25 protein-coding genes and 1 pseudogene are annotated in these 26,016 nt (G+C 67.9%); 14 read left to right on the top strand and 12 right to left on the bottom strand.

Annotated elements, in window-relative coordinates; translation table 11 throughout:
- Positions 1-58: 58 nt before the first annotated feature.
- The gene (locus DMP23_RS40200; RefSeq protein ID WP_134732413.1) at positions 59-1,336 is read left to right on the top strand and encodes an MFS transporter; all 1,278 of its coding nucleotides are present in this window, start codon (positions 59-61) and stop codon (positions 1,334-1,336) included.
- Positions 1,333-2,226, top strand: a complete 894-nt coding sequence (locus DMP23_RS40205; RefSeq protein WP_337824097.1) for a 2-hydroxyacid dehydrogenase — start codon at positions 1,333-1,335, stop codon at positions 2,224-2,226. Before DMP23_RS40200 ends, DMP23_RS40205 begins: the two co-directional genes overlap by 4 nt.
- On the opposite strand, the gene DMP23_RS40210 is transcribed toward DMP23_RS40205, so the two are convergent.
- Positions 2,219-3,049 (bottom strand): TIGR02569 family protein, encoded by an 831-nt coding sequence (locus DMP23_RS40210; protein ID WP_337824098.1) that lies wholly within the window; start codon positions 3,047-3,049, stop codon positions 2,219-2,221. The two genes, DMP23_RS40205 and DMP23_RS40210, sit on opposite strands and share 8 nt — an antisense overlap.
- A gap of 255 nt (positions 3,050-3,304) precedes the next feature.
- On the opposite strand from DMP23_RS40210, the gene DMP23_RS40215 reads away from it, so the two are divergent.
- Positions 3,305-4,474, top strand: a complete 1,170-nt coding sequence (locus DMP23_RS40215; protein ID WP_337824099.1) for a thioester domain-containing protein — start codon at positions 3,305-3,307, stop codon at positions 4,472-4,474.
- 795 nt (positions 4,475-5,269) lie between these two features.
- On the opposite strand, the gene DMP23_RS40220 is transcribed toward DMP23_RS40215, so the two are convergent.
- Entirely contained in the window at positions 5,270-6,736 is a 1,467-nt protein-coding gene (locus tag DMP23_RS40220; protein WP_337824100.1) for an LCP family protein, read from the bottom strand.
- 209 nt (positions 6,737-6,945) lie between these two features.
- Between DMP23_RS40220 and DMP23_RS40225 the strand changes: the two genes are divergently transcribed.
- Both DMP23_RS40225 and DMP23_RS40230 read left to right on the top strand, forming a co-directional pair.
- Positions 6,946-7,956, top strand: coding sequence for an MGDG synthase family glycosyltransferase (locus DMP23_RS40225; RefSeq protein WP_337824101.1), 1,011 nt, complete (start codon positions 6,946-6,948; stop codon positions 7,954-7,956).
- A pseudogene (locus DMP23_RS40230) lies at positions 7,953-8,396 on the top strand (polysaccharide deacetylase family protein); the annotation flags it as partial. The gene DMP23_RS40225 and the pseudogene DMP23_RS40230, both read left to right, overlap by 4 nt.
- A gap of 156 nt (positions 8,397-8,552) precedes the next feature.
- Here the strand turns inward: DMP23_RS40230 and DMP23_RS40235 are convergent.
- Positions 8,553-9,551 (bottom strand): M48 family metalloprotease, encoded by a 999-nt coding sequence (locus DMP23_RS40235; RefSeq protein ID WP_037816815.1) that lies wholly within the window; start codon positions 9,549-9,551, stop codon positions 8,553-8,555.
- 2 nt (positions 9,552-9,553) lie between these two features.
- The gene (locus tag DMP23_RS40240) at positions 9,554-9,931 is read right to left on the bottom strand and encodes a BlaI/MecI/CopY family transcriptional regulator (RefSeq protein WP_275294575.1); all 378 of its coding nucleotides are present in this window, start codon (positions 9,929-9,931) and stop codon (positions 9,554-9,556) included.
- 90 nt (positions 9,932-10,021) lie between these two features.
- Here DMP23_RS40240 and DMP23_RS40245 point away from each other — a divergent pair, with 90 nt between their 5' ends.
- Genes DMP23_RS40245 through DMP23_RS40260 form a run of 4 tightly spaced genes read left to right on the top strand, consistent with a single transcriptional unit; the run spans position 10,022 to position 12,302 of the window.
- Positions 10,022-10,624, top strand: coding sequence for a DedA family protein (locus tag DMP23_RS40245; RefSeq protein WP_337824102.1), 603 nt, complete (start codon positions 10,022-10,024; stop codon positions 10,622-10,624).
- Positions 10,621-11,190 carry a phosphatase PAP2 family protein gene (locus tag DMP23_RS40250; protein ID WP_337824103.1) on the top strand — a complete coding sequence of 190 codons (570 nt, stop codon included), beginning with the start codon at positions 10,621-10,623 and terminating at the stop codon, positions 11,188-11,190. Before DMP23_RS40245 ends, DMP23_RS40250 begins: the two co-directional genes overlap by 4 nt.
- A complete protein-coding gene (locus DMP23_RS40255; RefSeq protein ID WP_134667472.1) occupies positions 11,187-11,555 on the top strand; it encodes a DUF1707 SHOCT-like domain-containing protein in 369 nt (122 codons plus the stop codon). Before DMP23_RS40250 ends, DMP23_RS40255 begins: the two co-directional genes overlap by 4 nt.
- Before the next feature lie 9 nt (positions 11,556-11,564).
- Positions 11,565-12,302, top strand: coding sequence for an SDR family oxidoreductase (locus DMP23_RS40260; protein WP_337824104.1), 738 nt, complete (start codon positions 11,565-11,567; stop codon positions 12,300-12,302).
- Here the strand turns inward: DMP23_RS40260 and DMP23_RS40265 are convergent.
- Genes DMP23_RS40265 through DMP23_RS40275 form a run of 3 tightly spaced genes read right to left on the bottom strand, consistent with a single transcriptional unit; the run spans position 12,299 to position 15,858 of the window.
- A complete protein-coding gene (locus DMP23_RS40265) occupies positions 12,299-13,843 on the bottom strand; it encodes an acyl-CoA synthetase (protein WP_134667470.1) in 1,545 nt (514 codons plus the stop codon). The genes DMP23_RS40260 and DMP23_RS40265 overlap by 4 nt on opposite strands.
- A gap of 16 nt (positions 13,844-13,859) precedes the next feature.
- On the bottom strand, positions 13,860-14,981 hold the full coding sequence (locus DMP23_RS40270) for a DUF5938 domain-containing protein (RefSeq protein ID WP_337824105.1): 1,122 nt from the start codon (positions 14,979-14,981) through the stop codon (positions 13,860-13,862).
- A gap of 28 nt (positions 14,982-15,009) precedes the next feature.
- Positions 15,010-15,858 (bottom strand): SDR family NAD(P)-dependent oxidoreductase, encoded by an 849-nt coding sequence (locus DMP23_RS40275; RefSeq protein ID WP_235146591.1) that lies wholly within the window; start codon positions 15,856-15,858, stop codon positions 15,010-15,012.
- 78 nt (positions 15,859-15,936) lie between these two features.
- Here DMP23_RS40275 and DMP23_RS40280 point away from each other — a divergent pair, with 78 nt between their 5' ends.
- The 4 genes from DMP23_RS40280 (at position 15,937) to DMP23_RS40295 (ending at position 19,093) form a co-directional block, all read left to right on the top strand.
- Complete coding sequence (locus DMP23_RS40280) at positions 15,937-16,551, top strand: TetR/AcrR family transcriptional regulator (protein ID WP_337824106.1); 615 nt, start codon at positions 15,937-15,939, stop codon at positions 16,549-16,551.
- A gap of 95 nt (positions 16,552-16,646) precedes the next feature.
- A complete protein-coding gene (locus tag DMP23_RS40285) occupies positions 16,647-17,678 on the top strand; it encodes a Dyp-type peroxidase (RefSeq protein WP_134667467.1) in 1,032 nt (343 codons plus the stop codon).
- Positions 17,675-18,472 carry a family 1 encapsulin nanocompartment shell protein gene (locus DMP23_RS40290; protein WP_037816798.1) on the top strand — a complete coding sequence of 266 codons (798 nt, stop codon included), beginning with the start codon at positions 17,675-17,677 and terminating at the stop codon, positions 18,470-18,472. Before DMP23_RS40285 ends, DMP23_RS40290 begins: the two co-directional genes overlap by 4 nt.
- Before the next feature lie 84 nt (positions 18,473-18,556).
- On the top strand, positions 18,557-19,093 hold the full coding sequence (locus tag DMP23_RS40295; RefSeq protein WP_051171630.1) for a D-alanyl-D-alanine carboxypeptidase family protein: 537 nt from the start codon (positions 18,557-18,559) through the stop codon (positions 19,091-19,093).
- Between the two features lie 21 nt (positions 19,094-19,114).
- On the opposite strand, the gene DMP23_RS40300 is transcribed toward DMP23_RS40295, so the two are convergent.
- Complete coding sequence (locus DMP23_RS40300; protein ID WP_337824107.1) at positions 19,115-20,320, bottom strand: glycosyl hydrolase family 8; 1,206 nt, start codon at positions 20,318-20,320, stop codon at positions 19,115-19,117.
- 703 nt (positions 20,321-21,023) lie between these two features.
- Between DMP23_RS40300 and DMP23_RS40305 the strand changes: the two genes are divergently transcribed.
- The gene (locus DMP23_RS40305) at positions 21,024-21,872 is read left to right on the top strand and encodes an ion transporter (RefSeq protein ID WP_337824108.1); all 849 of its coding nucleotides are present in this window, start codon (positions 21,024-21,026) and stop codon (positions 21,870-21,872) included.
- Positions 21,873-22,477: 605 nt separating this feature from the next.
- Here the strand turns inward: DMP23_RS40305 and DMP23_RS40310 are convergent.
- The 4 genes from DMP23_RS40310 to DMP23_RS40325 all read right to left on the bottom strand — a co-directional run bounded on the left by DMP23_RS40310 (position 22,478) and on the right by DMP23_RS40325 (position 26,014).
- Complete coding sequence (locus DMP23_RS40310; protein WP_134667463.1) at positions 22,478-22,711, bottom strand: hypothetical protein; 234 nt, start codon at positions 22,709-22,711, stop codon at positions 22,478-22,480.
- 134 nt (positions 22,712-22,845) lie between these two features.
- On the bottom strand, positions 22,846-24,228 hold the full coding sequence (locus tag DMP23_RS40315; RefSeq protein ID WP_337824109.1) for a GH1 family beta-glucosidase: 1,383 nt from the start codon (positions 24,226-24,228) through the stop codon (positions 22,846-22,848).
- A 2-nt stretch (positions 24,229-24,230) separates the two neighbouring features.
- Positions 24,231-25,055 carry a carbohydrate ABC transporter permease gene (locus DMP23_RS40320; RefSeq protein ID WP_134667461.1) on the bottom strand — a complete coding sequence of 275 codons (825 nt, stop codon included), beginning with the start codon at positions 25,053-25,055 and terminating at the stop codon, positions 24,231-24,233.
- Positions 25,052-26,014, bottom strand: a complete 963-nt coding sequence (locus tag DMP23_RS40325; RefSeq protein ID WP_337824110.1) for a carbohydrate ABC transporter permease — start codon at positions 26,012-26,014, stop codon at positions 25,052-25,054. The genes DMP23_RS40320 and DMP23_RS40325 overlap by 4 nt, the downstream gene beginning before the upstream one ends.
- Between the last annotated feature and the right edge of the window lie 2 nt (positions 26,015-26,016).

Raw genomic sequence — 26,016 nt, forward strand, 5'->3', positions numbered from 1 at the left:
CTTTCCATATGACGGAAAGCTCGTCAAGGACTTGGGTCAGCGGCGACAGGAGTACCGGATGAACACCGTCGAGCAGGCGGGCACGCTCGGGAGGCAGCGCTGGCTGCGGCTGATCCCGATCGTCTTCGTCACCTACAGCCTCGCCTACCTCGACCGGTCGAACTTCTCGATCGCGACCGCGGGCGGCATGGCGGAGGAACTGCACCTCACGAGCACGACGTCCGGCCTGATCGCCGCGTCGTTCTTCCTCGGCTACTTCCTGCTGCAGGTCCCGGGCGTGCTCTACGCCGACCGCCGCAGCGTGCGGAGCCTGATCTTCTGGTCGGTGCTCGCGTGGGGAGTCCTGGCGACCGCGCAGGGCCTGCTCAGTTCGGTGCCGGTGCTGATCGTGGTCCGGTTCCTGCTCGGCGCGGTGGAAGCGGCGGTGCTGCCCGCGCTCGTCGTGCTGCTCGCCCGGTGGTTCACGAAGGCCGAACGCGGCCGGGCCAACGCTTTCCTGATCCTGGGCAACCCGGTGACGGTGATGTGGCTGTCGGCGGCGTCCGGGTATCTGATCGAGGCGACGTCCTGGCGCGGCATGTTCATCATCGAGGGAATTCCGGCGCTGATCTGGGCTTTCGTCTTCCGCGCGCAGGTCCGCGACCGGCCCGCCGACACTTCGTGGCTCGACCCGGCCGGCCGTGCCGCGGTCGAAAGCGCGATCGCCGCGGAGCAGGCGCAGCTGCCGGAACCGGCTGAGCGGCCCGTGCGGGAAGTGTTGCGGTCCAAGGCGGTTCTGCTGCTGGCCGCGCAGTATCTGTTGTGGAGCATCGGCGTGTACGGCTTCGTGTTCTGGCTGCCGTCGATCGTCAAGGCGGGCTCGTCGGCCGGGATCGGCGCGACCGGTTTGCTGTCGGCGATCCCGTACGCGTTCGCCGTGGTGGCGATGCTGATCAACTCGCGCGGTTCGGACCGGACCGGGGCGCGGCGGCGGTTCGTGTGGCCGTGGCTGCTCGCCGGCGCGGTCGCGTTCTACGGCTCGTATCTCTTGGGCAAGCAGCAGTTTTGGTGGGCGTTCGTGCTGCTGGCGATCGCCGCGGTCGCCTTGTACGCGCCGTACGGCCCGTTCTTCGCGATGATTTCCGAACTCCTGCCGCAGCGGACCGCCGGGGTGGCGGTAGCCGTGGTCAACGCCGCCGGCGCGCTCGGCGGGTTCCTCGGGACCTACCTGGTCGGCTGGCTCGAATCCGCCACCGGCAGCACGGCTGCCGCGTTCCTGATGCTGGCGGGGACAATGGCCGCAGCCGCGGTGCTGGTGCTCGCGGTTCCGGTGAAGACGAAGGAAAGGCGAGCATGACCGCGCGTGTACTGGTGCCCTGGTCCGACATTTCCGTTCCGGCCGAACTGAACGCGGTCGTCTGGGACGGCCGCGGCACCCCGCCGGACGGCCTCGACGACGTCGAGTTCTACGTCCTGCCCTACGACCAGGGCCCGGCGGCGGCGAAGCTCATCCCGGAACTTCCGTCGCTGCGCGCGGTCCAGACGCTTTCCGCCGGGTACGACAATCTGCTGCCGCTCGTCCCGTCCGGCGTGCAGCTGGCGAACGGCCGGGGCCTGCACGACCTCAGCGTCGCCGAGCACACGCTCGCGCTGATCCTTGCCGCGCAACGGTATTTCCCGCGCTGGTTCGCGCAGCAGCAGAAGGGCTCGTGGGACCGGGTGCACACGCGCTCGCTCGCCGACTGCCGCGTCCTGCTGGTCGGCTACGGCTCGATCGGACAAGCCATCGAGCGGTACCTGGAGGCCGGCGAGGCCGAGGTGGGCCGGGTCGCCAGCACCGCGCGCTCCGGCGTGCACGGCATCGACGAACTGCCGGAGCTCCTGCCGACCGCGGACATCGTGGTCCTGGTCCTGCCCGACACTGCGCAGACGCGCGGCCTCTTCGGGGCCAAGGAACTGGCGCTGCTGCCGGACACCGCGCTGGTCGTGAACGTCGGCCGCGGCACTGCTGTGGACACCGACGCGCTCACCGCCGAGGTTTCCGCCGGTCGCCTGCGCGCCGCGCTCGACGTCGTGGACCCGGAACCACTGCCCGCCGACCATCCTCTGTGGACCCTCGACGGCGCGATCATCACCCCGCACATCGCCGGCGGTTCGGACTCGTTCTACCCGCGCGCGAAGCGGCTGGCTGAACGCCAGCTCGCGCACTACGCGAAGGGCGAGCCGCTGGAGAACCTCGTCAACTGAGCACGGACTCGACCGCGGGCTGGTAGGCGGCGATCTGGTCGGGCGTCCAGGAGCCGGAGATGTCGTGCGTGACGATCCGGTAGACGAGCGCGCGGATCAGCATCTGCCGCCATTCCAGCAGATGCGCCCAGCGGTCGATCAGCCCGGGAGTCGCGCCGTACCAGCACAACGCGTCGGCGACCGCCACCGCGGCGGCCCAGGCCGGGGGACGCCAGTAGACCGCCCAGTCGATCACCGCGGGCGGCTGTCCCGGAGCGAACAGGACGTTGCCGGGAAGGTCGCCGTGCACCGCCTGCGCGGCCGGCTCGACCGGACGGCGCGCCTCGAGCAACGGGCGGAGGAGGTCACGAGCGAGCGCCGTGCCTTCGGGCGGCAATTCCGCCCAGGCGACGCGGTCTCCGATAGCCCAGGGGTCAGTGCGGAAATCGAGGAAATCCGGCCGCGGCAGGTGCGCGATCGCTTGATGGAACGCGATCCCGGCCCGAATCGCGTCGTCGGGCCGGGAAGTGTCCGGACGGCCGGGGACGAGCCGGCTCGCCTCCCAGCCGAGCGACGGATGACCGCCGGATGAATTCTGGCCGACGGATGTTCCCGCGATCCATTCCCCGTCGCGAGCCTGAAGCGGACGAGCGATCCGGAACTCCGCCGATTCCGCCACCTCGGCGAGCGCCGCCGCCCGCCATCGCGTTTCCGGAGCGAACTCCACCGGTTTCAGCACGACGTCCCCGGCGCGCCAGGTCTCGCCTTTCCCGCCCTCCAACCGAACCGGGTCCTCGGCGCAGCCGAACGCGTCCAGCACGTCCGCCGATGGTTGCTTGTTCAACGTTCTGCGCCTTTTCTCTCGGTTTCCGCAGCTCTTCGCATATCTACCCAGAGCAACGCAAGGGGAGGAACGACTCCCCCTGAAGGTACAGAAGCGCATTCAGGGGACCACCCACAGTGCACATGTGAGCCCTGTGTATGCTTCGCCATCGCTTGACTGGGTGGATTCTTCACCCGAATTGGTGGCCGCCGTGGTCGGGGAGATGTGGTCTCACGCGGTCCGTCGTTCGTGGTTCGGGACTCGATGGGAGAAAGCATGCACGGCAGGTCAATTCTGGTCCGGGGAGGGGCCGCGGCGGCTTCCGCGGCAGCGGCGCTCATGATCGCCGCGCCGGTCGCCCTCGCGGACGACAACGCCCCCACGGCGCGCAGCGGCGCGGCCTCGGGCGAGCTGGTGTACGGCGGCACGTCGGGCTTCGACGTCAACATCGCCGACAAGGGCAAGGTCCAGACGACGCTGTTCAACTTCAAGCTGTCCGACGGCGCCATCTCGAAGATGTACTGCGTGCAGATCGAGGTCGGCGCACGCTTCGGCGAGACCATGGTCGAGCACGCCTGGAACGACTACCCCGACGCGAAGTCGCCGTTCCGCAAGAACAACAAGAACATCAACTGGGTGCTGCACCACAGCTACCCGTCGCAGGACGTCGCCTCCATCGAGAAGGCGCTGAGCGGCAAGGGCGTCGAGCTCCACGACGGTCTGTCCACGAAGGAAGCGCTGACCGCGACCCAGGCCGCGGTGTGGCACTACAGCGACGCGAAGGACCTCGACGCCGAGAACCCGCTGGCCAACGGCTCCCCGGACGAAGCGGCCGACGTTCTCGCGCTGTACAAGTACCTCACCGGCGACGCCAACACCGGCGTCGAGGAGAAGAAGCCGGCGCTGAGCATCACCCCGGCGAAGGCGACCGGCGAAGCGGGCACCAAGATCGGCCCGTTCACCATCGCCACCACCGGCAGCGTCACCGACTTCACGAGCAAGCTCCCCGAGGGTGTGAAGGTCGTTGGCGAAAACGGCGAGGAGATCAAGTCCTCGGCGATCAAGAACGGCACGAAGCTGTTCCTGGACGTCCCGAAGGACGCGAAGCCCGGCACGGCCGAACTCGCGATCAAGGCCACCGGCGACGTCAACACGGGCCGCCTGTTCGTGGCCAAGAACTACGACAGCAACCCGGCGCAGTCGCTGATCGTGGCACAGTCGCAGAAGAGCGCGGTCGAGGCCGCCGCAACCGGCACCTGGACCGAAACGGGCCCGGTCACCACCGCACCCGCCACGACCGCCCCCGCGGCCGGCAACAACTCGGGCCAGACCCCGCTGGCGAACACCGGCGTGAACGCCGCCCTGCCCATCGGAATCGGCGCAGCCCTGGTCATCGCGGGCGGCGCGATGATCCTGGTGGTTCGCCGTCGTCGCAGCAACGCCTGATTTACTCTGCTTGACCCTGCTTTAGCAACGGGCCGGTCCTATTAGGACCGGCCCGTTTTGCTTCCCCGCCTGGGAAGTCCGTGAAGGGCTCCTTGGGGGAATCTAATTCCCTCAGGGAGCCCTTCACGCCCCCGCGGCCGGTGCGTGAGGGCCACCCTCACGACGCGCGTCCGGTCCGTGAGGGACCCCTTCACCGACTTGGGTTCCCTCAAGGAGCCCTTCACGGACGACAAGGTGCCGTGAGGGCCACCCTCACGTCCGCTGATTCCGTCAGGGTTCCCCTCACGACCCACCGCCGTCCGTGAGGGGCCCCTTCACGCACCGCCCGTTTTCCTCAGTTCGCCAGCGCGCGGGATGCGCCCCAATGTGGCATTGGTTGCATCGCATGCACCGAACGCCACATTGGGTGCGTCAGATGCACCCAATGCCACATTGGGGCGCTCCACGACCCCCACAACCGGCGGTCGCGAACTCATCCTCACCAAGCGCTCAAGCCGCGTGCCCCGCCCGCCAATCCCTGCCGGTGCACTCAAGCTGCGCGCCTCACCGACCAGCTCGCAACCGGTGCACCCAAGCCATGCGCCCTGCCCGCCAATTCGCAGCCGATGTGCTCAGGCCGCGCACCCCACCCACCAGCTCGCAACCGGCGCACCCAAGCCAAGCACCCTGCTCACCAACCCGCAGCCGATGCACCCAACGATCGGTGCACCCACACCACCCCAGACCGTCATCACAATCAAGCTTCGGGGTGTCCCACCGCACTCCCGACCCGCGATGTGCGAAGCACGAGCCGGATCAGTTCACACAAGTAACCCCATCAGCAGTAATCTCCGGAGCACCCCCGGCAGGAGGCTCCATAACCGCCGGAGCAGAAGCCGGATGCACCCCAGAATCATCCGAATACTTCTGCCCTAAATAAACCCGGAAATGATCCTTGTCCAAAGAACTATCCGAAGCCACCGCAACCCCACCGAGCTTCGCCGCGATACTCTCAGCCTGACTACGCTGCCCCCGCCCGTAATAGACGGTAGAAGTCCGCCGAGTAGCACTATTAGTCACAGACCCCCGCTGATACCCAGCAGCAGCAAGCTTGTCCGCAACCCGGTTGGCCAACCCGTCCACCCCAGACGAGTTCCGCACATCCACCACATAAGAAGCCAACGCAGGATCCCCAGCAGCCGAAGACGGCGGCGCAGAAGAAGACGGAGCAGAAGTAGCAGCCCCGGTCTGCTCCCGGACAAACTTCTGCACCTGCTGAGGATCCACCTGCACGGCATCCCCGTCATTAGGCGTCTTCAAAGTAATGCTAACCACCGGCACGGTGACAAAGTTGATACTCCCAGCACTCATCCCATGCAGTTGCTGAGCAAACCCGAGCAAATCCCAGTTGGTATCAACAACGACAGCCTTCTTGACCGCCCCGATCAACGCATCCAACTTACCCGGATCCGTCAACGTGCCAGCGGAAAGAATAGTCTTAGCCATACTCGCCATGAAGACCTGCTGCCGCTTGATCCGATCCAAGTCCCCATTGGGCAACCCATGCCGCTGCCGCACGAACTGCAACGCCTGCGCTCCGGCAACATTCTGCGGCCCAGCAGGGAAATTAGCCCCAGAGTAAGAATCCCGAACCGGGGCCTTAAGGCAAACCGGAACTCCGCCCACAGCCTGGCTCACGTAGTAGAACCCAGCCAGATTGACCGCCGCATAGTGCGTAATGGTCAGCCCGGTCAACTGCTGCACAGTCTCGATCGCCGTCTTGGCCCCAGCCTGCGCCGAGTCCGTCTCCAGCTGAGGCCCAGACTCCCCCTGAGCCTTCAGCTCGTTCTTCCGAGCAGTCTGCCCATACGTATAAGCCGAGTTGATCTTGTGCTTCCCGAACTTCCCGGCAAGCTGGACATACGAGTCACGCGGGATCGAGATGGCCGTGGCGTTCCCGCCGCCCGCCGGGATGTGCACGACGATCATCGTGTCCGTCGTGTCGCCGCCGTCCTCGGCGCCGCCCGCGTGCAGTTGGTCGAGTACGTCATCGGGCAGCGGATTGCCCTCCGCGTCGGTGCGCGTGTCGAGGCCGACCATCAGGATGTTCTGCTCGTCCATCGGCGAGTTCGACCCGGAACCGATCACATCGGACCTGGTCAGGCCGTCGGTGATCTGGTTCAGCTTCGACCACGCGAACGCGGTGCCGCCGAGGACCAGCAGCGAGACGACGGCCAGGAGCACCTGGGCGACGCGGAGCGCGCTGGAAGTCTTGCGACGCATCGGGGTTCCTCTTCCTGCCACATCCGGTGGTCGAAAGACCCACGGTAGCGGGCGTCTCACCTGGACGGGTTACCGCTTACCCCAAATTGCGGAGAGGGCGCCCGGAATGTCGGACCGAGGGTGTATCGCCGCGGGCGGTCCGGCCTCGACTCTCATTCTACAGGGATGTAGTTTTACTACAGCCGTGTAGAAGCAGAAAGAGGTGCCCGATGGCCCGCGTGGTGATCGTGTCCGCCCGGATCGGAGCGGGACACGACGGTGCCGCCAGGGAGCTGGACCGGTGGTTTTCCAGCCGCGGCGCACACGTCGTCCGCGCCGATTTCCTGGACCTGCTGCCGGGAAGACTCGGCGAACTGCTCTGCGGCGCCTACTACCGGCAGCTCAACACCGTGCCGCGCAGCTGGGACTGGCTGCTCAGCGCACTGGGCACCCCCGCGCTGGCCGGAGCCGCCCGTCGGTTCGCCGGCCTCGCTACGCCGCGACTGCGTGAGCTGCTGGGGGAGAACACCGACGTCGTCGTCTCGACCTATCCGCTTGCGACGCACGCGGTCGCCCGGCTGCGGCGGTCCAACGAACTGACCGCGCCGCTGGTCGTCTACCTCACCGACCCGTCAGTGCACCGCCTGTGCGTGAGCCCGCACGCGACGCTCACCGTCGCTCCCAACGAAACCGCCGCCCGCCAAGCCCGAGCGCTCGGGGCCGGTCGCACGCTCGTCTCGCGTCCGCTGGTCGCACCCGCCTTCCGACCCGCCGCCGGGATCACCGAACGGCTGCGGCTCCGGCTCACCTTCGGTCTTCCGCACGACGGCCCGCTCGCGTTGGTCGTGGCCGGATCCTGGGGCGTAGGCCAAATCGGACAGACCGCCGACGACCTCCTCGCGACCGGCCTGGTCGAACCGGTCGTAGTGTGCGGCCGCAACGGAGCGCTGGCGGAACGATTACGGAAAACCGGACATCGGCACGTTTTCGGCTGGGTCGACCGGATGCCGGAACTGATGCGCGCGTGCGACGTCGTGGTGCAGAACGCGGGCGGGCTGACGACGTCGGAGGCGCTCGCGACCGGCCTCCCGGTGCTGACCTACCGCTGCCTGCCCGGCCACGGCCGAGCCAACGCTGCCGTGCTGCACAACGACGGCATCGTCCCGTGGGTCCATTCGCCGAGCGAACTGACCGAGGCGATCGAGTGGTTGCTGCGCCGACCGGTCAAGGCAGCGGGATGATCCGCGGACTCGCCGCGGCAGCCGTCGCACACGCAGCGCCAGCCGCATTGTTCGTACCGCAGCTGCGGACGGCAAAACTCGCCGGACGAGGCGACCCCAGCCACGTGGTGCTGACTTTCGACGACGGCCCCAACCCGGAGTCCACGCCGCAATTCCTCCGAACCCTCGAAAAACTGGACATCCGCGCGACCTTCTTCGTACTGGGCCGGGAACTGGCCGCCGCACCGGAACTAGGCCGGGAGATCGCCGCCGCCGGGCATGAGGTCGCAGTCCACGGCTGGGATCACCGCTGCTTCCTGCGCCGCTCCCCGAAGGCCCTGCACGACGAACTGGCGCACACCGTCGACCTGATCGAACTCATCACCGGCACGAGACCGCAGTGGTTGCGCGCGCCGTACGGAGTGTTCAGCGCGAGCGCCCTGCTCTCGGCGCGCGTGCTCGGACTTCAGCCCGTTTTGTGGAGCACCTGGGGATTTGACTGGACCAGTTGCGCCACTCCGCGCTCGGTCGTGCGCACCGTGTGCCGAAGGCTGACCGGCGGCGGCACGATTCTGCTGCACGACTCCGACGTCGCCGCCGCGCCGGGAGCGTGGCGGTCAGCGCTCGGCGCAGTCCCGGTGCTGGTGTCGGAATGCCGGGAGCGCGGGTTCGCCGTGGGTCCCCTGCGCGAGCACGCAAGCGGCGTGCTGCGCGGTCTCGAGTCCGGAGTGGAGATCGGTCGCCGCGTCGAGCGTGCTGGCCGCTGACCAGGCGCACGCACCCAGCACGACCGCCACGGCCACTGCCGCCAACGGATTCCGCCGCGAACCGGACGACGGGACGGAAAGCAGCGCACGCACGCGTTGCGGCACCGGCCCGCCGGTCGCGGCCAGCGCGAGCGACGGCTGGGACCGGCTGGCCAGCGCGGCCTTCGCGACCGCCGTGGCCACCAGTTTCCGGTCGCCGACGCGGTCCGCGGCCGCCTCGTCCGCCCAGCGTTCCAGCGCGAACCGGGCCGCCGCGCCGAGCGGGCGCAGCACGGGGTTGACCGTGGTCGCCACCGTCACGATCGCCGCGAAAACGTGGTGCCGCAGCCGCAAATGCGCGCGTTCGTGGGCAAGCAACGCGCGGCGTTCCTGCGGTTCCAGCGCCGCGAGCATCCCGCTGGACACCGCGATCCGGCCGCCCCCGCCAGCCACCGCGAACGCGACCGGTTCCTCGCCCGGCAGCAGCACGAAGCCAGCCTCGCGGGTGTGCGCGTTCAGTTCGGCATGCACCTTCCGGTGCCAGCGCACGTGCTGCGTCGCCGCCCGCGTCAACGCGACCCCGGCGACGACGAGCGCGACCCCGCTGGCGATCGCCAGCGGCAGGTTCACCGCGTCGGCCCCGCGGAACGCGACCGCGGAGAAATCGCCCAGCTCGCCGACGAACGGCAGCTGCGCGAGCCCCGCCGCCGCGAGGACCGCGAGCGTCGCCGTGCTGCCGACGGCGAGCACCAGCGCGGAACCGGCGAGCAGCCAGCTGCCCAGCCGCGGCGACAACCGGGGCGCGACCCAGCGCGCCACCGGCCAGGACGCCAGCGGCAGCAGCAGCGGAACGAGCAGGTCGAGGTTCACGGTCAACCGCCGTTCTGGTGCAGCAGGTCGCGCAGCACGGCCTCGTCCGATTCGGACAGGTTCGACACGAATTTCGCCAGCACGCTGGACCGGTCGGCTTCGGCGTCGAGCACCTTGCTCATCCGGCGGGCGGCGAGCCCGGGTTCGTCGTCGGCGGCGCGGTAGGTGAACGAGCGCCCCTGCTTCTCGCGCGTCGCGACGCCCTTCTCGAACAACCGGGACAGGATCGTCACGACGGTGGTGTAGGCCAGTCCGCCGCCAATCCGTTCCTGCACGCCGGCGGCCGACATCGGCTCGTCGGATTCCCACAGCACCGCGAGCACCTCGGCCTCCAGCTCGCCGGGAGCCCGCCGGGCGCTCTCGCCCCGTCCGTTGCGCATGGCCCAAATTCTACCGGTTTGTCGAAGCAGCCCAGCCCGCTACTACGTTCATGTAGAATTTCGACAGTTGTGTAGTAGTTGGAGGTGGGCATGCTCGACCCGAAGTGGCTGCTGGCCGCGTTCGGCCCGCTCGGCGTCTTCGCGGTGATGTTCGCCGAGACCGGCCTGCTCGTGGGCTTCTTCCTGCCGGGCGATTCGCTGTTGTTCACCGCCGGGGTGCTGGCGGCCTCGTCGAAACTGCACCTGTCGCTCGCGGCCGTCATCGTCGCCGCGGCGGCCGGCGCACTGCTCGGCGCGCAGGCCGGATTCGTCCTCGGCCGGCGCGGGGGAGGCGCGCTGCTCGTCCGCGTGCGCAGCAAGCACCTGCACGAGGGCGTCGCGCGCGGATCGGCGCTGCTCAGCCGGTACGGGCTGGGCAAGGCGGTCGTGCTGGCGCGGTTCATCCCGGTGGTCCGGACCGTGCTGAACCCGCTCGTCGGCATCGCCGGGATGCCCGCCGCGAAATTCGCGTTGTGGCAGGTGATCGGCGGTCTGCTGTGGACGGTCGGGGTCACGCTCGCCGGGTACGCGCTGGGGGCGTCGGTACCCAATATCGACACGTACCTGCTGCCGATCATCGCCGTGGTGGTGCTGCTTTCGCTGAGCCCGCTGCTGGTCGAACTCGTCCGAGCCCGCCGGAGCGTGACGCGATGATCGACGCTGGCCTGTATCGCGACGTCACGGATTTCGCCTGGTCACAACACTGGCTGGCGGGCATCGCGACGACCTTCAGCGAGTACGGGGTTTTCCTGGTGGCACCGGTGATCCTCGCGCTGCTCTGGCGAGCGCGGACCAGGGGACCGGCGGCGCTGGCGGCCGCGGCGTGGGTGCCGACCGCGATCGCGGCGGCGCTCGCCGTGGACACCGTGCTGAAGTCGGTCTTCGCCGAGATCCGGCCGTGTCGCGTGGTTCCGGGCGTGCACACGCTGCTGCCGTGCGATCCGCCGGCCGACTACGCGTTTCCCAGCAACCACACGGTCATCGTCGCCGCGTTCGCGGTGGCGTTGCTGCTGGTCAACCGCAAATGGGGACTCTGGGCGCTCGTTTTCGCGGTGCTGATGGGGATTTCGCGGGTGTACGTCGGGGCGCATTACCCGCACGACGTGCTCGCCGGGTTCGTGGTCGGGGCCGGAATCGGGGCGCTTGGGCTCGTGGTCCGCGAACCGCTGGCGAAGGTGGCGGTTCGGCTGATTCCAGTCGTATCCGGGAGGAAAACATGACTGACGATCGACCCGTCCGCTGCTCCGACGCCGAACGCGAGCAGACGACGAAAGCCCTGAACAACGCGGCGGGCGAAGGACGGCTGAGCCTGGCCGAGGTTGAGGAACGGGTCACGGTCGTCTACGCGGCGCAGTACCGGCACGAGCTGGACGCGGTGGTCGCGGACCTGCCCGCACCTGCGCCGAGGCCCAGCTGGCAGCCACTGCTTCTGCTGGCCGGACACCAGTTGGTCACAGACTTCGGAGCCGCGCCGCCGCGGCGGAAGCTGGCGGTCGGAATTCTGCTGATGTTCGCCGTAGCGGCGATGGTTTTCCTTGCCATGCATGGTTTCGCGGACGAAGGCGAGCACTTCGGGCACCGCTAAACTGGCGCCATGCAGAGGGGAACGGGCGTCGCGTTGGTCACCGGGAGTTCGCGCGGGATCGGCAGGGCGGTCGCGGAACGGCTGGGTGCCGACGGGTTCTCGGTCGCGGTCAACTATCGCTCCGATCAAGACTCGGCAGAGGCTGTCGTCGCCAAGATCCGCGCGGACGGCGGCCAGGCGGTCGCCCTGCGCGCGGACGTCACCGACGACGCCCAGCTGCGTGGCCTTTTCGACCGCACGGAACAGGAATTCGGCGGTCTCGACGTGGTCGTCGCGAACGTGGGGATCGCCCGGTTCGTGCCGCTCGCCGAGGCTACCGACGAGATCTACGACCTGATCTTCGGCACCAACCTGCGACCCACCTTCGTCGCTTTGCGCGAGGCGGCCCGGCGGGTGCGCGACGGCGGCCGGATCGTCGTGATGTCGAGCGGAGTGGTCCAGACAGCCCGGCCCGGCACCGGGATCTACGGTGCCGCGAAGGCCGCCGGAGACCAGTTCGTGCGCGTGCTGGCGAAGGAACTCGGCCCGCGCGGAGTGACGGTGAACAGCGTGCTTCCGGGCGCGGTCCGCACGGACGCGCTCCTCGCCGACGGGCCGCCGGGCGTGGTCGAGTACAGCGCGAAGCAGACGCCGCTCGGCCGGATCGCCGAACCCGGCGACATCGCGGACATCGTGGGGTTCCTGGCGTCGGACCAGGCCCGCTGGGTCACCGGCCAGACGCTGCACGCCGGCGGCGGGCAGTTCTAATCGCCCGGCCGTTCGGCCAGCAGTTGCGTCCGCACGTCGGTCTTCAGTACCTTTCCGACCTTCGACCGCGGCAGGTCCGGCCAGAGCAAGACCTCCTTCGGAGTCTTCACGCTGCCGAGCAGCTCCTTCACCGTGGCCCGCAGTTCATCAGCGGCAGCGGTACGTCCTTGGTGCAGCTGGACGACCGCGGTCACCTGCTCGCCCCACTTTTCGTGCGGCAAGCCCACCACCGCGCAGTCCTGCACCGCCGGATGCGTCATCAGTGCCTGCTCCACCTCGGCCGAGTAGACGTTGAACCCGCCGGTGATGATCATGTCTTTCGCCCGGTCCACGACGTACAGGAAGTTCTCCTCGTCGAGGTAGCCGATGTCGCCGGTGTGGTGCCAGCCGTGCCTGCTGACTTCCGCGGTGGCGTCGGGGTTCCGGTAGTACCCCGGCATTACGAGCGGTCCGCGCACCACGATCTCGCCGCGTTCGCCGCGCGGCAGGAGGGTTCCGTCTTCGGCCATGATCGCCACCTGCGTCAGCGGCGTCGGACGACCCGCTGAGGTGAAGCGTTCGCGTGCCAGGGAACCGTCCGGATGGAAATGGTCGGCGGGAGCCAGGGTCGAGATCATCATCGGCGCTTCGCTTTGCCCGAACAGCTGTCCGAGCACCGGCCCGATCCGGGCGATCGCTTCCTCCAGCCGGGCAGCGGACATCGGCGCGGCCCCGTACCACAGGCATTCCAGCGAACTGAAGTCCGTCGCAGACAGTTCCGGATGGTCCAGCAGCAGGTAAATCAGCGTCGGCGGCAGGAAGGTGTGGGTAATCCGGTGCCGCTCGATCAGTTCGAGGAACCGGCCGAGATCCGGCGACGGCATGACCACGATTTCGCCGCCCAGTGCCAGAACTGGGAAACACAGCACCCCGGCGGCGTGCGTGAGCGGAGCCAGCGCGAGGTAGCGCGGGCGCGGCTGGAACGGGTAGCTCATCAACGTCAGCGCCGACATGGTTTCGACGTTGTGCCCGGTCAGCACCACGCCTTTCGGCCGCCCGGTGGTGCCGCCGGTGCCCACGAGCATCACCGTGTCGTCCGGCGGACCGGCCTGCCACGGCGTGCCGGGAAGCCCGTCGAGCCATTCGGCCAGCGGGATCGCGCCGGGGAACGAGCCGTCGAGGCACACCACCGTGGTCAGCTTCGGCAGCTGATCGGCGATCCGGGAGACGAGCGGTGCGAACGACTCCTGCACGAGCAGGCACGTGCAGTCGAACAGGTCCAGCAGCTCCCGGTTCTCCGCCGCTTCGTTGCGCGGGTTGACCGGGCACCACACCGCCCCTGCCCGGCTGATGCCGAAGACGCACCCGAACGACACCGGGTCGTTGGCGGAGAGGATCGCCACCTTGTCGCCCGGTCGCACGCCGGAACGGGCGAGCGCCCTGGCGACCTGCCAGGACAGCTGCTGGACCTCGCCGTAGCTGAGCGATCCGCCGTCCGTGGTCAAACACGGGGCCGACGGGCCCAGCGAGGCGCCCTTGTCGAGATAGTCGGTCAGTCGCACCGCTCGTCTCCCCGTCTCAGGACTGCACCGTCAGAACCGGATTCGAGACCAGCCCGAACGACCGCAGCACGCCGAGCAGTTCGCGGTGCCCGAACGCCTGGCACGCCGACGCGAACCCGGCCCGCCGCGGGGGTTGCTGCAGAAGCGAATACGCCGCGTACGCCTGCATCAGCCCGGTCTGCTTGTAGTTGCAGGTCCCGTAGATCACGCAGTGCGCGCGACCGAGCGGGCCGGACGCGTGCACCGAGTCCAGCGACGTATTGATCCGCTGGTTTTCCCTCGGCGGCATTTCGTCCCGGACCGCGGCCGCCTGCTCGTGCAGCACCTTGAGCTTTTCTTCCAGCTGCAGGTCTTTCACCTGCTCCAGGACGGCCGCGACAATCTGCGGCACACCTTGCATCAGTGCCCGGTCGAACACGCCGCCGACCGCTTTCACGTTGGCCACGCGCGGATCGTTCTTGAACCACACCGGATGCGACGTGCCGCCCCACGGCAGCGCGAGCCCGATCTCGTGGTGCCCCGGCACGGTGACCTCTTGCAGCCCGCCGTCGGCAGGCCAGGCCGCGTATTCGTTCTGCTCCAGGTAATACGCGGCGGACAGCGCGGCGTTCACCAGGATGGTCTGCGTGGAAGCGACTGTGGGGTAACCCTTCCAGAACACCAGGATGTCCAAAGTGTCCAGTCCGGGAGTCTCGAGGCAGAGGTTCGCCGCGATCTCGCCGGTGGTGTACATCTGCGCGATGCCGGGGGAGAGCAGCAGGCCCTTGGCGGCCATGTCCGCGCCGTAGCGCTCTTCGGCGGAGATCAGCCAATCCTGCTCGCCGGTGGTGTCGAGATAGTGCGTCCCGGATTCGAGGCAAGCCTGGACGACCTCGTGGCCGTACTCGCTGAACGGGCCGACGGTGTTGCACACGACTGACGCGTCCTGGAAAAGCTCGGTGAGCGGGCCGGTTTCGTGCGATACCTCGACCACCTCGTGGTCCACGGTGTCGAGGCCGGGAATGTGGTCGAGCGCGGCCTGGACCCGGGCCTTGTCCCGGCCGGCGGCGGTGAATGCCACGTTGTACTCGCGGAGGTATTCGCAGATCAGGCGGCCGGTGTAGCCGGACGCGCCGTAAACGACGACGGGCTTGGTCACGACTGGTGTTCCTTTCGCTGGAGGGGATTCACATGCCCATGCCGCCGTCGACCGGGAGGCCAGCGCCGGTGATGAAGCGGGCGGCGTCGGAGGCGAGGAACACCACGGCGTCGGCCATGTCCGCGACCTCGCCGAGCCGTCCGGCCGGGGTCTGCGCGACCACCGCGCCGATCGCGTCCTCGATGCTCGGGAACAGCCCGACGTCGACCACGTCGGCCGCGAGCTGGTTGCCCATCTGCGTCGGAACCAGGCCCGGGTACACGCAGTTGACTCGTACGCCGTAGCCGAGTTTCCCGGACTCCATCGCCGCGACGCGGGTGAGCCGGTCGACCGCCGATTTCGTCGCCGAATAGCCAGCGATGCCGGGGAAAGCGATGGTCGCGGCCACCGAGGCGATGTTCACGACCGCGCCGCCGCGTCCGGCGACGCCGCCGGGACGCATGGCGCGGAACGCGTGCTTCACGCCGAGCGAGGTGCCGAGCACGTTGACTTCGAGCATCTTCCGCACGTCGGCCGGGTCGAGGTCGGCGACGAGCCCGGTGATTTCCACGCCCGCGTTGTTCACGACGATGTCGAGCCCGCCGTGCTCGCCGACCACGGCCTCGACAGCCCGCGCCCAGTTGTCGTCGTCGGTGACGTCCAGCCGGACGAATCCGCTGCTGGCCCCGCTCTGCTTGATCGCGTCGGCGGTCTGGCGGCCGAGGTCCTCCTGGACGTCGGCGACGACCACCGCCGCGCCTGCCTTCGCGAGCGCCTCGGCCATGCCCTGGCCAAGGCCCTGCGCGCCGCCGGTGACCAGCGCGGTGCGCCCGGTCAGGTCGTACGAACCCATCGACATCTCCTCCTTGAGACGTGCCGCGAGTGCGGTGTAGGTCACACCGTAGCTAATTCTGGACAGTCGTCAAGATTTTCTTGGACGCTCGTCAAGAAACCGTGGCGCGCTAGACTGCCGGGTGTGACACAGGCGAAGGAGCGCATCTCCCGCCGCGCCGTGGACAAGTTCGCCCAGCGCCGCGAGCAGCTGGCCGAGTCCGCGCTGCAGGCACTGGCCGAGCTGGGCTATGCCCGCACGAGCCTGCGCGAAATCGCCCAGAAATCCGACTTCTCGCACGGCGTCCTGCACTACTACTTCGCGGACAAGGTCGAGCTGCTCACTTACGCGGTCCGCAAGTTCGAAGAGGTCTGCGTGACCCGCTACGACGACGTAGTGGCGGAGGCGGGCTCGGCCGAGGAGCTGAAACACGGCTTCGGCGCGGCGATGGCAGGCACGCTGCGGACCGACGCGGCGATGCACCGTCTCTGGTACGACCTGCGCAACCAGAGCCTGTTCGAAGAGTCTTTCCGCGACGATGTGCTCGACATCGACGAACAGCGCCAGGACATGGTGTGGCGCGTCGTGCGGCGCTACGCCGAGTTCACCGGCCGGCCGGCCCAGGTGTCGCCAGAAGTCGCGTACGCGGCCTTCGACGGCCTGTTCCAGCGCGCTTTGCTGCGGCGGCTCGCCGGTCAGGACGCGGCCGCGGACGGCTTGGAGGCCGATGTCGCGGCTCTGCTCACGCACTTCGTCTGACGGTTACCCCTCCGGAGTGGCGATGCCGGGTGCGCCCGCCCGTCCGTGGTTAGGATGCGCTCGGACGGTCACCGGGCGAGAAGGGGTGCGCGAGCGTGCAAGCGGGGGACCTTGAACCGCCTGAGCCGCAGGCCGTTTCCGCACCGTTGACCAGGGCGGCGATCTTCCTGATGGTGCAGGTCGACGCCGGTGCAGAGCAGGTCGCGAAAGACCTCCTCGCCGATCTCGCCGGGCTGCAGCGCGCGGTCGGCTTCCGCGACGCCGGGGCCGGGCTGACCTGCGTCGCCGGGATCTCGTCGGCGGCGTGGGACCGGATCTACGGCGGTCCGCGGCCCGCGGAACTGCACGAGCTGCCGGTTTTCTCCGGCGACAAGCACACGAGCGTCCTCACCGCCGAGGCCGACCTGCTGTTCCACCTCCGCGCCGAGCGGCTCGACCTGTGCTTCGAGCTGGAATCGCTGATCATGGACCGGCTGCGCGGTTCGGTGAAGGTGCTCGACGAGGTGCAGGGCTTCCGGTACTTCGACGCGCGCGACGTGCTCGGCTTCGTCGACGGCACGGAGAACCCGACCGGCAACGGCGTCAACCAGGCGGTGCTGGTGGACGACGACGAACCGTTCAACCGCGGCAGCTACGTGGTCGTGCAGAAGTACCTGCACGACATGGCGGCGTGGAACGCGCTCACCACTGAGCAGCAGGAACTGGTGATCGGACGGCGCAAACTGTCCGATGTGGAGATGTCGGACGAGGAAAAGCCCGCCGACGCGCACATCGCGCTCAACGTGATCACCGACGACGAGGGCAACGAACTCGACATCCTGCGCGACAACATGCCGTTCGGCCGTCCGGGGCACGACGAGTTCGGCACCTATTTCATCGGCTACACCAAATCTCCGGCGGTGATCGAGAAAATGCTGGAGAACATGTTCGTCGGGTCGCCGCCGGGCACCTACGACCGGATTCTCGACTTCTCCACGCCTCACACCGGCGCGCTGTTCTACGTGCCGACCGCGGACTTCCTCGAAGATCCGCCGGACGCCCCGCCCGAGCCGGAACCGCCGGCTGCCGCGACGCCCGCCGGGTCGTCGCTGGGCATCGGAAGCCTGCGAAGGAGCACTCGGTCATGAACAACCTGCATCGCGAACTCGCCCCGATCTCCGCCGCCGCGTGGGCGGACCTGGAGGAAGAGGCGAAGCGCACCTTCGCCGAGTTCGCCGCGGCGCGCCGGGTGGTCGACGTCGTCGTCACCGGAGACCCGGCGCTCGCCGCGATCGGGACCGGACGCCGCGAGCGCGTCGGCGACAAGTTCGACGGCGTCGCGACGAGCCTGCGCACGGCACAGCGGATCGTGGAACTGCGGGTGCCGTTCACGGTGTCGCGCGAGGAAGTCGATTCGGTCGAGTGGGGCGCGAAAGACGCGGACTGGCAGCCGGTGAAGGACGCCGCGCAGCAGATCGCGTACGCCGAGGACCGGATCGTGGTCGACGGTTTCGCCGAAGCGGGCATCACCGGCATCCGCCCGGCTTCGTCGCTTTCGCCGATCGCGCTGCCGCCCGAGGCCCCGCGCTACCCGAAGGCAATCGGCGACGCGATCGCCGAACTGCGCGACGCGGGCGTGGCCGGTCCATACACCGTTCTGCTGAGCGACGACGAGTTCACCGCTGCGTACGAGGCGGCGAACCACGGTTATCCGGTGCTGGAACACCTGAAGCAGATCGTGGACGGCGAACTCATCCGCACGCCCGCGATCAGCGGCGCCTGCGTCCTGTCCACCCGCGGCGGCGACTACGAGCTCCACTTCGGACAGGATCTGTCCATCGGGTACTCCAGCCACGACGCGTCCACTGTGGAGCTGTACTTCTACGAGACGCTGACCTTCCTGGTCAACACCGCCGAGGCGGGGATCGGGCTGACCGCCTGAGGCGTTACCTGATCATGCGGTCTTGTTACGCAGCGCGGACATTCGCCGAACCTTCCGGGGATACCCGCTCGCGATAGTTGCGGCGTGCTGCGGAACAAGATCAAAATCGTGCTGCTCGTGCTGCCCGCGATCGTCGTCGCCGGGTGCTCCGGCCTCCCGGTGCTCGACGGCGATCCGGACCACGACCCGGCTCAAGGCGGTGCTCCCGAAGGCGTCACGCTGAGGCCGTCCGACACGAGTTACCCGGCCGTCGGAAATCTCGATCCGGCGTTGCGGAAAGCGTTGCAGGAGGCGGCAACGGACGCGCGTCGCCGCAATGTGGACATTCAGATCGCGTCGGGCTGGCGGACGAAGGAGTACCAGCAGAAACTGCTCGACGCGGGCATCGAAAAGTACGGCAGCCTGGAGAAGGCGCGGAAGTATGTGAACACGCCGGAACAATCGACGCACGTGTCCGGCAAGGCGGTCGACGTCGCCCCCACCCGGGCCGACGACTGGCTCATCCAGCACGGCGCGAAATACGGCCTGTGCCAGGTGTACGCGAACGAGATGTGGCACTTCGAACTGCTGACCACCCCGGGCGGTAAATGCCCGCCCACCCGTACGGACGCCGCCGGTTGACGTCCGTACGGGCGGCTGGGGTCACGGGGCCCAGTAGTTGCCGGACATCACCAGGTAGACCAGCAGTTTGATGGTCTCGCCGTAGTAAGTGTCGTCGTACGGGTTGCCCGCCATGTATTTCCACAGCGAATCGGCCCACGCCTGGTCGCCCGCGACCATCGCCGCGACCCCCACCGGATTCGCCGCGACCTCGGACTGGTCACTGGTTTTGGTCGGCGTCCCGTCCAATTTGGTGTGCGGATAAATCTTGGCCGGGTTGGCGCCGGAGTGGCTCTTGTAGCTGGCCGATTCCTTCTTGGCGACCTCGGTCGCGACCTTGCCGCCGTACAGCAGCGCGTCGGTGCCCATGTGCCAAGGCACCCGAACGGAGTTGTAGCCGACGATGTTGTCCGGCTGGTTCTCCAGATGATCCGCAGGCGCGGGCTTCGGACTGTTGGTGTTCGCACCGACCACGAAGTCGGACAGCAGATTCGCGTTCGGCGAGTACTTGCTGGTGAACTGGGTGATCAGCTGCTCGGTCCGGGTGACGACCTTGTTCCAGTCGTGCGCGGTGTCGTATTTCGCGAACGCCCGCAGGTGGTCGAGCATGAAGTCGGAGGGCCGGGTGTCGTCGTTGCCCGCGTCGTCGGCGATCTTGAGATGCCCGTCAGACGCGACGTCGTACTTGTAAATCTTGGCAAGCCAGTCCTTGGCGGCGGTGCTGTAGCCGCCCCACTGCTTGTCCGCGAGAATCAGCCCGTAGCCGACGTCGAGATCGCCGTCGGTGGCCGAGTCAGGGGTGCCGTCGTCGGCGTACTTGCAGGTCTTGCCGTCGATCACCCACTGGAAGAGCCCCTTGCTGTCCCGGTGGTCCTGGACGAACTTCCACATCCCGTCGAAAATCGTCTTGGCCTGGTCGTCGTAGCCCGCCATCAACGGGACGATGTTCATCCCGTAGCCCTGGGCCTCGGAAACCGTGCCCTTGTTGGGCGCGTCGTCGGTCGCCCAGACGAGGTAACCGCCGCAAGCCTGGCGGAGGTAAGTTTTCTTCCAGGAGTCGTACTGTCTCTTGACCGCGCTGTCCTGCTCAGCCTGACTGACGGAAGGCCGAACACCAGTCTGATAGGTGACGTGCGCCGGAAACGGACGCGCGACGGACGCCGCAGTGGCAGGCCCAGCACCAGCCAACGCAGCAGTAAGCGAAACGGAAGCGGCGGCGAACAACGCCACCTTCCGGGAAGCGGGCATTTTCGGGGTCTCCTTGTTAGTAAACTTTCCTAACTAGGCGGCGTGAGAAAAGCCTGCTGTACCGGGTGTTTGGTGTCAAGATGTCCGGCCCCGAACTCGAAGGTGAACCGGTTCCGTAGCGTTCCGTGAGGGCCACCCTCACAGCCGCTGATTCCCCGCGGCCGGTCCGTGAGGGGCTCCTTGAGGGACTTAGATTCCCTGAAGGAGCCCTTCACGGCTTTTGGCGTACGTGAGGGTCGCCCTGAGGGAATCTGATTCCGTGAGGGTTCCCCTCACGACCCTCCGCTCGCCTGCCTCCCAGCCTCGCGCCTGCTCGGGATGCCGCCCCAATGTGGCATTGGGTGCGTCAGATGCACCGAACGCCACATTGGGTGCGTCGCATGCACCCAATGCCACATTGGGGCGCAAGCCTCCACCCCAAGCAAACCGCCGCCGGTGTACGCAACTGTCGGTGCACCCACACCACCCCCGCACCCCGATACGAAGCTCTCCTGCGGTCTGGGGTGGCTTGTCAAGGCATCTTTCTCGCCTTGACAAGCCACCCCAGACCGTCAGCACAATCAAGCTTCGGGGTGCCCCACCGCACTACAGATCGAGCGATGTGCGAAGCACGAGCAGTCGAAAACGCCCCCACGCTCCCTGCCCCAACCCAAGACCCATGGAATCATCACCCCCAGCAACACCCCAGCACCAGGGAGCCAGCATGACCACCGGCCGTCCGGCCCAAGCCGAACTCAACAGCGGCGTCCTCCCCGGCAACGTCCGGGCCGACGACTGGATCATGCTCGCCCTGGCAGTCGTCTCCACCGGCATGCTGGCCTGGCTCCTCATCGGCCCGCCCCCGCCCAACATCAGCCAGTGGTTCTTCCTCGCCGACTGCATCATCTGCGGCATCTTCTTCCTTGAACTCCTCCACCGCTGGCGCAAACAAGGCTGGCGCGCCGCCTTCCTGGCCCGCACCTGGTACGAAATCTTCGCGATGATCCCGGTCGCCCACCCGGTCTTCACCGCGAATCATCACGTCATCGGCGTAATCCTGCTGATCATCCGCCTGGGAAGGGGCGCCGACCGCGCGGTGGGGGAGCAGTTCACCTACCGCCTGGTGGACAAACTCTCCGAGCCCATAGTCCGCGCCATCAAAAAACCCGTCACCATCGCCGTCCTCGACGAGGTGGTCAAGGTGCTGGAAACCGGGAACTACCCGGAGAACCTCGCGAAGTCCCTGAGCGAAAACAAGACCGAACTCCGCGCCATCATCACCGAAAAGATCTCCGAGGACCCGCAGTTGGGCAGACTGCGCAGGCTGCCGTTCCACGACGAGATCGTCCGCGCCACCGTCGACACGTCCTTCCGGGTCCTGCTGGAAGTCCTTCTGGACCCGCGCATCGACGACTTCTTCTCCTCCGTCGTCCGCGACAACCGCGAGCAGATCCGCCGCGCGGTCGCGCTCGGACTGGCCGATGTGGACGAGTCCCCGGACGAGCAGCTTCTGCGCACCCGCACCCAGCGCACCGCCGCGCACGAGTACGACGCTCAGCATCCGCGGCGTTGATCATCCATTGTGGACATACCTACCGTGCGCCGTCGGGCGCGCACTCTCCGTTGCAGCACAGGAGATTCACCGTTGAGGCCGGGCGGCGAACGCGTCAACCGCTGAAAGAGTGCACTGTGGTCGCGCGGCGCGCGCGCAGGTGCCTGGAGTAGGGTGAGATCTCTCGTTCCGTTGCTGCACAAGGGTTGTGTTGGCGCGAGTACGGGGCGTTCCCGCCGGAGCCGAGGCAGACTGGAGCCGGCGGGGAGGTTGAGCGCGGTTTGGAGTCGTGGACGTGATTGATAGCGGGCAGCAGGTACGCAGGTGTCGCCGGCGGGACTGCACGGAGGATTCCTTGTGGCGCGGACTGTGCTCCGTGCATTGGAACCGCTGGCAGAGCGGCGCGGACGCACTCGAACTTCCAGACGACGACGTTCCCCCGCCGCCCGCGCAGGTCTGGTGGCCGCCGGAGCGTTCGCACGCGCCGCTGAGCAGCCGGGTGCCGGGCTCGTAGCAGCCCCCGGCGCGCGTCGAACACGGTCGGCGCGCGCTCGGTTACCTCGGGCCACCGAAGGGCCCGGACACAGCTGTTCCCCGGACCCGTGCGGATCCGGGGAACAAACGCCTTACCGGCGAGAACGCGGGATGTGCGGCTCGTCCGGCGCGGAGAGCATCCGCACCAGCCGGGCCCGCGCCACGCGGTAGAGCAGGTCGCCGTGCTCATCGGGGACGACCCTGCCGTCGAGGTCCCGGCCCGCCGCCCGCACCACCACCTTGATCGCCTCGGCGGGCACCCGGCCCGCGAATTCCCCGGTCAGCCACGTGGTGACCTCGTCGGTCACCCGGCTTCGCACCGTCATCGGACACTCCAGTCTCCGCTCGCGGGGCCGTTCGGGGCGGCCCCGGCACTGGTCCGACGGCCGCGCCCGGAACCCGTGACGCGAAACCCGAAGAGAAAGTCTTTCCCGGCGGTGCTAGTGAACCCGGGAGTAGGTCACCGCAACGCGTTGCGCGCGATCACCTCCGCGTACCACCGTGCGCTGCGCTTCGGCGTGCGCTGCTGAGTGCGGTAGTCGACGTGCACGAGGCCGAAGCGTTTCGCGTACCCCTCGGCCCATTCGAAGTTGTCCAGCAGCGACCAGTAGAAGTACCCGCGGAGATCAACTCCGTGGGCCAGTGCGTCGTGTGCGGCCCGCAGATGTGCGTCGAGGAAAGCGATGCGGTCGTCGTCGGTGACCTCGCCGTCGCGGATCGGGTCTGGATACGCCGCGCCGTTCTCCGTGACGTACAACGGCACCGGCGGATAGTCCCGATGCACTTGCAGCAGGGATTCGGCCAGCCCGCCGGGACGCACCTCCCAGCCGGAATCCGTGCGCGGCGCGGCCGGGTCCGGGACGAAGTGCACCTGGTCGGCTCCCGGCCACTCCCGGCCCGCCGGGATGCTTCCCGGCCGCGCCGATCCGGCCACCCGGTAGCCGCGGTAGTAGTTCACGCCAAGCCAGTCGATCGGCTTGCCGAGCACCGCCTCGTCGCCGTCCTGCACCACGGCGTCGAAGCCGAACCGGGCCAGGTCTTCGCGCAGGTCAGCGGGGTAGCCGCCGCGCAGCAACGGGTCGAGGTACAACCGGTTCTGCAGTCCGTCGATCCGCCGGGCGGCGTCGGCGTCGGCATCGTCGGATGAGTCCGCGACGACCGGGTACAGGTTCAGCGTGATCCCGGACGGGGAGCTCGTGTGCTGCCGGAGCACGTCCATCGCCAGCCCGTGCGCCAGCAGCAGGTGATGCGCCGCCGCCACAGCAGCTTCCGGGGACGTCCGGCCGGGCGCGTGAACGCCGGAACCGTAGCCGAGCATCGCCGCGCACCACGGTTCGTTGAGCGTCGACCAGCTGGCCACCCGGTCGCCGAGCCGGGCCGCGATGACCTCGGCGTATTCAGCGAACCGGTACGCGGTGTCGCGTGTGGTCCAGCCGCCTCGATCCTCCAGCGATTGCGGAAGATCCCAGTGATACAGCGTCGCCCACGGCTGGATGCCCGCGGCCAGCAGCCGGTCCACGAGCCGGTCGTAGAAGTCCAGTCCGCGCGGCTCCGGCGTGCCGTGCGGGAGGATTCTCGGCCAGGACAGGGAAAACCGGTACGCGGTGAGCCCGAGCGACTGCATCAGCGCCACGTCGTCGGCGTAGCGGCGGTAATGGTCGGCCGCCGGGTCGCCGGTGTCGCCGCGGGCCACCGCGCCCGGGCGCGCGGCGAAGGTATCCCAGACGGACGTCTCGCGTCCGTCCACTGTGGTCGATCCTTCGACCTGGAAGGCCGCCGTGGCGGCGCCCCAGACGAACGCGTCCGGGAACGCGAGCACGTCGGGGATCGGCTGTGCGGACATGGTCACCCTTTCACGGCGCCTTGCATGATCCCGGCCACGATCTGGCGGCCGAGCAGGAGGAAGACGATGAGGATCGGAATCGTGGCCAGCGTGGTGCCCGCGAGCACCAGTGAATAGTCGACGTAGTAACCGCTTTGCAGTTTCTCCAGCGCCACCTGCACGGTCGGATTGCCCGCGTCGAGCACCACCAGCGGCCACAGGAAATCGTTCCAGGACGTCATGAACGTGAACATCGCGAGGATCGCCGCGGCCGGGCGGACCGCGGGCAGGCACACGTTCCAGAAGACCCGGATCATGCTGCAGCCGTCCATGCGCGCGGCCTCGATCAGTTCGTACGGCAGAGCGTCCACTGTGTACTGCCGCATCCAGAACACGCCGAACGCGGTGACCAGGTTCGGCACGATCACCGACTGCAGTCCGCCCGCCCAGCCGAGTTTCGACATCGCGATGAACAACGGGATGATGCCGAGCTGGGTCGGCACCGCGAGCGTCACCACGATGAATACGAACAAGCCGTTGCGGCCGCGGAAGCGCAGTTTGGCGAAGGCGAACCCGGCCAGCGACGAGAACAACACCGTGGTGAGCGTGACCGTGCCGGACACAATGACGCTGTTGGCCAGCGCCCGCCAGAACGGCACGGTGTCGAACACCCGCGCCGCGTTGGCGAAGAAGTTGCCGCCCGGCAGCAGCGGCGGGATCCGTTCGGTGAGCATTCCGTTGTCGCGGCTGGCGACGAGAAACGACCAGTAGAACGGGAAGAGCGAGCCGAGCACGAACACGATCAGCACGCCGTAGGTCGCCCTGCGCGGTTTGCCGAGCCCGGTCATTTTCGCCTCCCCGCGAGCCGTCCGGTGACGAAGTAGTTGACGAGCGCGATCACGATGATGATCAGGAAAAGCACCCAGGCGATCGCGGACGCGTAGCCGAGATTGAAGTTCTCGAAAGCGCTTTGGTACAGATACAGCGTCACCGTCTGGAACTGATGCGTGGAGCCGCCGTTGTTCGACCCGGGCATCGCGTCGAACAGCTTGGGCTCGGTGAAGATCTGCAGCCCGCCGATCGTCGAGGTGATGGTGACGAAGATCAGCGTGGGTTTGAGCAGCGGCAGCGTCACGTGGGTGAACCGGCGCACGGTGCCCGCGCCGTCGATCAGCGCGGCCTCGTGCAATTCCTTCGGAATCGCTTGCATGGCAGCGAGAACGATCAGCGCGTTGTACCCGGTCCACCGCCAGTTCACCATGATCGCGATGGCGACATGGCTGGCGAACCGATTGGCCTGCCAGTCCACCGGGGACAGCCCGAACGTCTGGAGCACGCCGTTGACGAGACCGTAGCGCGGCCCGAAAAGGTTCGCGAAAATGATCCCCAGCGCGACCAGGCTCGCCGCGTAGGGCAGCAGGATGCCGACCCGCCAGCCGGTCGCGCCGCGCAACCGGAGACTGAGCACCGCGGCGAGCAGCACCGCGATGATCAGCTGGGGCACGCTGGACAGCAGGAAGATGCTGACCGTGTTTTCCAGTGCGTGCCAGAACTGCGCATCGGTGAAGAGTTCCTTGAAGTTGTCCAGTCCGATGAAATCGGGATTGTCGTCGCCGGCCTCCCAATGAAACAGCGACACGTAAGCCGTGTACAGCAACGGGAACATGCCCACGATGGCGAACACGATAAAGAACGGTGCCACGTAGAGATAAGGCGAGACCTTGACATCCCAGCGCGCCAGCCGGTCGCGGAGGCCGGGCCGCGGCGCGGCCCGGCTTTCCGGAGCGACCTTGTCGATGACTGTCATCG

This window comes from Amycolatopsis sp. A1MSW2902, assembly GCF_017312175.1.
Lineage (GTDB): Bacteria > Actinomycetota > Actinomycetes > Mycobacteriales > Pseudonocardiaceae > Amycolatopsis > Amycolatopsis nivea.